Below are 7609 nucleotides of genomic sequence, written 5' to 3'. Positions count from 1 at the left end.
GGAAAAACAAAGTCAAAAGCAAAGTCAAAAGAAGAATCAAAACCCTGGGGGCAATCCCCCAGACCCCTTTTTTCTTTCAATAATTTTGAACACGGGAAGGAGAAGGAATCTGAATGATTAGCCTGAATCAATGGGATCATTGCAGGATCAGCCGGGGAGGCCCCTCTTTGGGCGTTTCCAGAGATTTTACCATTCCATGGCCCTGAATGCGTGGCACGATTCCCTGTTTGGAAAGAATCTCGATGGCCTTGCCAAGACTGACATTTTCAACTCCTTCCACGGCGGGAGCAATATTGGGATCGGCGGGGATGGCCCCCTTGGTCGCAACGGGGGCGACGCTGGGAACAGGGGGATCCATCATGCCCGGCAGAGGGGGAGCGGTGTGGGTATCGGGAAAGATCGACAGTCGGGGTAGGATTTCCTGGGCGATCTCCTTGAAGACCGGGGCCGCCACCTTGCCACCATAATAAATGCCGGAAGGTTCGTCGATACTGACGAAAATGACCACTTTTGGCTTTTCAACCGGAATGAAGCCGACAAACGAGGCATAATAGCGCCCACGAACGTAACCCTGGCCGGGAATGGCCTTGCGGGCGGTTCCCGTCTTGCCCCCGACCTGATAACCATCCACCGCCGCCTCGATGGCGGTTCCCTCGGGGGTGACGACCGATTGCAGGATGCTTCGGAGTTTTTTCGACGTATCCTCGCTGATGACCCGGTGGGGTTGACGGGGTTTGTGCAACGGAACGAGGACGCCATCGACCATCTTTCCCCGAATCAGGGTGGGCGGATAATAGATCCCTCCATTGATGGATGCGGCGAAGGCGGCGGTGATATGCAGTGGCGTCGTGGTGATGCCGTAGCCATAGGAACGGTTGGCCAGACCAACCTTGCGGTAATGGGTGATGTCGGGGATGACACCGCTGGGATCGGCGGGAAGTTCGATTCCGGTCGGGGCGCCGAAACCGAAAAGACGAATGTAACGTTCCATTTTTTCATGACCCAGTTCCAATCCGATCTTGGCGGCGCCGACGTTGGAACTCCGTTGCAATACCTGACTGACGGTATGATACCGTTCGCCACGATGGAAGTCGGTGATGATGCGGTCGGCAACCCGGGTTTTGCCAAACTCGATGTCGATGACGGTACTGGGGGTTACGGTGCCGGCGTCCAGGGCGGCGGCGATGGTGAACACCTTGAAGGTCGATCCCGGTTCGAAAAGGTCGGTGACGACCCGGTTGCGGCGGTCGTTGGATTTGCTCTGGGGCAGATTGTTCGGATTGAAACTGGGTTGGTTCACCATGGCGAGGATTTCGCCGTTGTCGGGATTGAGCACCACAGCCATTCCCGCCTTGGCTTGGCTTGCCTGTACCCCTTTGAGCAGCGCCCGATAGGCAATGTATTGAATGGTGGTATCGATGGTGATGGCCAGTTCGCTTCCAGGATGGGGGTCCGTCACCGTTTTGACCATGGGCATGGGGCGCCCCAGACGGTCGTGACTGATGACCTGGGCGCCATTGATGCCGTGCAGTTCGTCCTCGAAGGAGCGTTCCACCCCTTCCCGTCCGCGGCCCTCGAAGTTGACGAACCCAAGGATATGACTTGTGATTTCTCCCATGGTGTAGAATCGCCGACTCTCGGGAATGAAAAAGAGGGCGGGGTGGTCCAGATTGCGAATTTTCCGCGCCGTTTCGGGCGACAGTTTCCGCCTGAGAATTGGAAAGCTGCCCGGTTTGAAGGAAAGCAACCGGCTGCGAAGGTCGGTGACCGGAAAGTGGATGATCGGTCCCAGGCTTGTGGCCAGTTGATCCCGGTTGTCAACCTGATCGATGTCCACCGACAGCGAATGCATCGGCAGACTGATCGCCAGGGTTCGGCCATTGCGATCGAGAATGCGACCCCGGTCGGCGGTCATGACAATTTTTTTCTTGTGTTGACTGCGCGCCCTTTGTTGCAAAGAATCGGCCTGAATGATCGTCAGATCGACCGCCCTCAGGCTGAGAACGAAGAAGGCAAGCATGAATACCCCCATCAGAAACCCAAGTCGTGCCCGAGGGTTGGACTTGTCCACGTAGGGGGCGGGGGTGCTGGAGGAAAACGACCGGATCAGGGACGGACGAAACGGACTTTTCTCTTTGCTCCCCGGTGTGAAAAGCGTGCGAATGAACGAGGGACGTGGCGCAATCGGGGGACGCGGCGGCATCGGTGCCCTTTGGAGGGGACGGGACGTCCCTCCTGCTTGCATCAGCCGCTGGATCAGGGGCGGCGACTTGGCCCGGACCGTGGAACCACTGTCTCGTGGCGGCGGCGGGGGAACGGGGCGTGACGCAGGGGGACGCTTTCCTGCCGGCGGCGGACGCGATACCGACTGGATGACCTTCTGGAACAACCCTTGCGCCAAACGCGATCCGGCGCCTTGACGATCTCCGGATGTCACGGCGTCCCTTGAAGGCGGCGGCGGCAGAGGGGCGGGCGGCCTGGGGGATGGGGTGGTTTTCTTCCGGAACAACCGGGCAAAAAAGGACTGGGTTTCCCTCCTCGGGGCGGGCGGGTTGATGGTCCGCGACGAAAATGTTTCCCTGGCGGACGGGGCATCCATGGCGATTGGTCCCGATCCCGATTCGACGGGACGTCCCCTGATTCCTGTTTTCCCCGGCTGGCGTCGTGGAAGTGCCTCCTTGAGACGCCCGATCAGGGATGTTCCTTCGCGGCGGAGGGACGGTTTGTTTTCTCTCGTGGTGACGGGTCCGGGGGCGGGATGTTTTCGCCCCGAGGGCAGAACGAGACCAAGCAACCTTTTCAGAAGGGGAGGGCCTTTTCGCCCGACGGCGACCGCTCCAGGGGCGCGGTTCCCCGGGGTTCGTTGCCAGGTCTGCCTTTTGGCCACCGCGCCACGTTGCCGTTTCACCTGGGACTTGCGTTCCGGAGGGTCGGGGCGGTGGCGATTCTGGCGAAGAATGGCCATCGTCAGTCACCCAGGGGGAGCCATTGGTCATGGCGCATGGGCTGCATTCCGAGTTCTTCACGGGCACGGCGCTCGACGGTGTTCAAATCGGTCCGGGTGACCAGTTCCAGTTTCAGTTCCCGTTCCTTGTCCAGATGTTGCATCAGAATTCGTTCCTCGTTGCGCAGTTCTCGATGACTCTCCAGCATCCAGGTCCGCGACGTGACCGTGATGGCCGCGGTCAGGACCAGCAACAGGACCAGAAACACGGGAATGAACGTGTCCAGTTTCATGCGATCCCCGAGGGTTGGGAGTGTTCACGACGCTCGATGATGCGTAACTTGGCGCTTCTGGCGCGTGGATTGACGCGCAGTTCATCGATGCCGGGGGTCCGCGGTTTGCGGGTGACGAGGCGGAAGGAGGGCAGGGATGCGGCCTCGGGGGGGAGAAGGCGCATGGGACCGGTGACGGGGGGCGGGGTGCTGGCCTCCTTGAAGGTTTGTTTGACCAGGCGGTCCTCCAGCGAATGAAAACTGATGACCGCCAGGCGACCCCCGGCGGACAGGTGTTCCATGACGGCCCAGAGACCCAGGCGCAATTGTTCGAGTTCGTCGTTGACCGCCATGCGCAACGCCTGAAAAATGCGTGTCGCCGGATGCAGTCCGACCCGTCCCCGCGGCAGTTTTTCTTCCATCAGGGCTGCCAGTTGCCGGGTTGTCCGGAATGGTTGCCGGACCCGGATCTCGACGATGGCCCGTGCCGCTCGTTTTGCATGCGGTTCCTCGCCAAGCTGATGAAACAACCGGGCCAGGGAGGGGGCATCCAGTTCGTTGACAAGATGTGCCGCAGTGATTTCGGTGTGTCTTCCCTGATCCATGCGCATATCCAATGGTCCGTCGAAACGGAATGAAAATCCACGTTCAGCCGTATCCAATTGTTGCGACGAGACGCCAAGATCGAAAATCGCGCCGTCGATCCGATCCCAACCCTGTTGCGACAGCATCGATCCAAGTTCGGAAAATGGCGCTTCATGGACGAAAAGACGTCCGGCATACCGCTCCAGGAGTCCCTGGGCCCGCTCGATGGCCGCGGGGTCCCGGTCCAGGCCCACGACCTTTCCCTGGGGTGCCGAGGCTTCAAGCAATCCCACCGCGTGCCCTCCGGAACCAAACGTGGCATCCAGATAGCGGCCCGCTCCGTTTGCTGCCAGTCCCGCTACCACTTCGGGAATCATGACACCGAGGTGAGTTCCATGCGCCACCGGTCGATTCATCGATTTCCCTGTCCTTTTTCCTTCGGACTCGTTTTTGCGTCTCAAATGGTCGCAACCGCCCCCTATATTATCGTGAGCATGAACCCAGGCCAAGGTTTGGTGGAACTTTATTGCAAGGATGGTCGGACCGTGGTGCGGGGGCAATACGGGGCTGGATGATGGCGATTCACAAAAATGAACGATAAACGCATGATGGCCGGATCAGGAAGCGACGTCGCCTCCCGCATTGAGAAAACGTTTGATGCTGCGAACCGCCTGGCGGGTGCGGTGTTCATTTTCGATCAGGGCGATCCGGACGAATTCATCGCCATATTGGCCAAAACCGATTCCCGGACTGACCGCGACCTTGGCCTCTTTGAGGAGGCGTTTGGTGAATTCGAGGGAACCCATCTTGACGAAGGGTTCGGGTATTTTTGCCCAGACAAACATCGAAGCCAGCGGCGGTTCGACCTGCCAACCCGCACGGTCGAGTCCCTCGATCAGGACATCACGCCGTGATTGATAGACCTGGCGAATGTCATCCACACACTCCTGGGGTCCGTTCAATGCCACCGTCGCGGCGATCTGGATGGGTTGAAACATGCCATAATCCAGGTAGGATTTGATGCGGGCCAGGGCGCGTACCAGGGTTGGGTTGCCCACGGCAAATCCGACACGCCATCCCGGCATGTTGTAGGTTTTCGACAGGGTATAAAACTCGACGACCCTGTTTTTTGCCCCCTTGACCTGAAGCATGCTTGGCGACCGGTAGCCATCGAAACATATTTCCGAATAGGCGATGTCGGAAATGACGTAGATGTTGTACTCTTCGGCAAACGCGACCATCCGCTCGTAAAAATCAAGATCGACCACCATAGCGGTCGGATTCGAGGGAAAGTTGACGACCACTGCCTTGGGCCTTGGCCAGGCGCTTTCGATGGCCTTTTTCAGATTTTCGAAAAAGTCCATCGGTTTGTTGAGTGGGACGTGCAGAATATCTGCTCCGGCCAGGACGAAGCTGTAGACGTGAATCGGATAGGTCGGGTTGGGGACGAGGATGGTATCTCCCGGCTGGGTCATGGCAAAGGCCAGGTGGGAAAACCCTTCCTTGGAACCGATGGTGACGATCGCCTCGGAAACCGGGTCAAGATCGACCTCGAAACGGCGTTTGTAATAGGCGCAGATGGCCCGCCGCAGACCGCCGATCCCCACGGACAGGGAATACCGATGGTTGCGGCTGTCATGAATGGCCGCAACCATCTTATCGACGATATGCTGTGGCGTTGGCTGGTCCGGATTGCCCATGCCAAAGTCGATGATGTCCTCGCCGCGATGCCGTGCGGCATATTTGAGTTCGTTGACCACCGCGAAGACGTAGGGTGGCAACCGACGCAAACGATAGAATTCTTCCATGAACGGTTCACATTCCTGGTTCCAACGGCCACCCGCGGATCAACGATCATTCCCGATCCCGCGGGCGGAGGAAGGGGCGGGACGGTCGTTCCTACCGTGGTCTGGCGTAAAACGGCCCCTGGGCCAGTTTGTCGCCCTGGAGCGAAATCTGAAACGCCTCCTTGGAGAAACTCTTGGCACGATCGGATACGGCGATGGCCCCTTGCGTCCCCTTTTCATCGAACATGGTATTGATTTCGTCGGCAATGTTGCGAATCTTGTCCAGAACCTGTTCGGGTGGTTTGGCCGCATAGGCGTTGACGTTGTTCAATCCGGTTAAGCTCATTGTTCTTACTCTCTTTCTTGAGGGATCCATGCGGGTTGTCCCAATCCCTGGGGGGAATCATCCTGATCAGTTCCTCGGAAGTTCCCCGGGCAAACTTGAGCGGAATATCCCGTGTGCAATGGAAAAGAAAGCCATCACATCCGGTCCATGAGTAAATCGATACTCGTAACGCACCTCAGGCTCATATTGCCACAAAGAGGAACCCTCCGGCAACCGGATCGTAATCGTTCAGATCGGTCTTCTGGCGATGAGATCGTGGACAGAGGTAATGAACATGCCTCGGATGTGTCGCATCTCAGTGCCGGTCAACCGCTGCCCGGACAGGGCGTGGGCCACCTTGGCGATGAATGGTCCGTCGATATCCGACGGGATTGTTCTTTTGGTGGTGAAATGCGCGGCCAGTTGTGTGAGTTGATCCGGTTTCATGTTGGCGAGCGTGCCAGAAATTACCTCTTTGGCGGCGGCTTCCAGGCCGGTTATCTGAGTGGTTGGAGGTATGTTGGTGGGCATCTGTGGCGCGGGCGTACTCAGGTCGAAATGTTTGGTGAACCAGGCAGAATCAAGGGCTGTCACGGAGTCGGCCTCCATCTGAAGTGACAGGCTGACGTTTCTCGTGGGATCGCCGGCGGCGAGAATATGCACCCGCACGCCAAACGACTGCGCGACCTGGAAGGCGATGCGCAAATCCTCGTCGCCGGTGACAACAACGGCGTCAGAGATCGCCCGGTTTCTGGCAAGGTCGATGATGTCGGTTACGATGAGAGAATCGACGCCCTTTTGTTTGCCGGCACTGTTCAATGCACCGAGTCGTAGTTTGACACCAGCCAGCGAAGCGAGAACCGATTGTTCAAGGGTTGCGCCAAGTCCTGGCATGGCGTCGTACCAATAAACGCGGAGCAAGGGAAGATTGTCGGACATTGCTGCCGCCGCTTGACAAAGATCATCCAGCATCTTGCGGGGCGATTTTACTGAAACCTGCTTGCGGGTGAGGGTCTGCTTGAGGGGGATGGCGAGACCAGTTGCAGCTTCGGCACCGGCCTTGAAAAAATAGCCGGCATCGACAAAAATCGCATAGCGATCCATGCAATATTTTCCTTTCGGAATAACGTCAAATAAATAGAGCCCCTTTCGGGGCTTTGTGTAGGCTGCCGCGCCAAATAACGTAGTGGACGAACGGCAGCAATGGAAAACAGGCTATCCAAAATGTCGGCGAAGGTCAAGAAACTTTTTTTTCGATGGCCATCGCATTTGAGATTCTTGCGATTGTGGCGTGTTGACATGGTGACGGGAAGGGGGTGCCGTTTGGTTGGCGCCCCCTTCCCGGCGGTGCTTTTTACGGCTTGGGTACCAGATCCTTGTGTGCCCGCTTGAAGGCGGTCCATTCGCCGGTGGCGGGGTTGATCTTGCTGTTGACGAAACATTTCCAGTTCTTTTCGTCAACGAAATTGTAGGTCATGTTGTAGTAGAATCCCGGATAACGGGTTTCCTTGCGGAACAGCATGTGGCGCAGATGGGCCTCGCCGGCATAGATCCGATGATAGTTTTCCCAGGCGCGCATCAACTCGTGCAGGTCGCGGGCCATCATCTTTTCCGAGTCTTTCTTGAGTTCGCCCAGTTTGTTGACGGCGATTTCCATCATCTGCTCGTTGGTGACGTACATCGTGCCGACACCGGC

At 57.8% G+C, this 7609-nt stretch carries 7 protein-coding genes; all 7 read right to left on the bottom strand.

Annotation, left to right across the window (positions count from 1 at the left end):
- Positions 1-136 precede the first annotated feature (136 nt).
- Positions 137-2965, bottom strand: coding sequence for a penicillin-binding protein 2 (locus tag HQL76_17745; protein MBF0111013.1), 2829 nt, complete (start codon positions 2963-2965; stop codon positions 137-139).
- 2 nt (positions 2966-2967) lie between these two features.
- Positions 2968-3237, bottom strand: a complete 270-nt coding sequence (locus HQL76_17740) for a cell division protein FtsL (GenBank protein MBF0111012.1) — start codon at positions 3235-3237, stop codon at positions 2968-2970.
- Entirely contained in the window at positions 3234-4217 is a 984-nt protein-coding gene (gene rsmH / locus HQL76_17735; protein MBF0111011.1) for a 16S rRNA (cytosine(1402)-N(4))-methyltransferase RsmH, read from the bottom strand. The genes HQL76_17740 and rsmH overlap by 4 nt, the downstream gene beginning before the upstream one ends.
- A 201-nt stretch (positions 4218-4418) precedes the next feature.
- Positions 4419-5609 (bottom strand): alanine transaminase, encoded by a 1191-nt coding sequence (alaC, locus tag HQL76_17730; protein MBF0111010.1) that lies wholly within the window; start codon positions 5607-5609, stop codon positions 4419-4421.
- Positions 5610-5700: 91 nt separating this feature from the next.
- Positions 5701-5934 carry a hypothetical protein gene (locus HQL76_17725; protein ID MBF0111009.1) on the bottom strand — a complete coding sequence of 78 codons (234 nt, stop codon included), beginning with the start codon at positions 5932-5934 and terminating at the stop codon, positions 5701-5703.
- A gap of 228 nt (positions 5935-6162) precedes the next feature.
- The gene (locus tag HQL76_17720; protein MBF0111008.1) at positions 6163-7017 is read right to left on the bottom strand and encodes an NYN domain-containing protein; all 855 of its coding nucleotides are present in this window, start codon (positions 7015-7017) and stop codon (positions 6163-6165) included.
- 250 nt (positions 7018-7267) lie between these two features.
- A partial coding sequence (locus HQL76_17715) for an adenylylsulfate reductase subunit alpha (protein MBF0111007.1) occupies positions 7268-7609 on the bottom strand: 342 nt, incomplete at its 5' end.

The sequence above is a fragment of the Magnetococcales bacterium genome, assembly GCA_015228815.1.
Taxonomy (GTDB): Bacteria; Pseudomonadota; Magnetococcia; order Magnetococcales; family UBA8363; genus UBA8363.
Note: the sequence above shows the minus strand (reverse complement) of the source record. Positions and strands in the feature narration are given on the sequence as shown.

Coding starts and splice junctions, on each gene's coding strand:
- rsmH (MBF0111011.1), bottom strand. CDS start 4,217: ATGAATCGACCGGTGGCGCATGGAACTCACCTCGGTGTCATGATTCCC.
- alaC (MBF0111010.1), bottom strand. CDS start 5,609: ATGGAAGAATTCTATCGTTTGCGTCGGTTGCCACCCTACGTCTTCGCG.
- HQL76_17745 (MBF0111013.1), bottom strand. CDS start 2,965: ATGGCCATTCTTCGCCAGAATCGCCACCGCCCCGACCCTCCGGAACGC.
- HQL76_17720 (MBF0111008.1), bottom strand. CDS start 7,017: ATGGATCGCTATGCGATTTTTGTCGATGCCGGCTATTTTTTCAAGGCC.
- HQL76_17725 (MBF0111009.1), bottom strand. CDS start 5,934: ATGAGCTTAACCGGATTGAACAACGTCAACGCCTATGCGGCCAAACCA.
- HQL76_17740 (MBF0111012.1), bottom strand. CDS start 3,237: ATGAAACTGGACACGTTCATTCCCGTGTTTCTGGTCCTGTTGCTGGTC.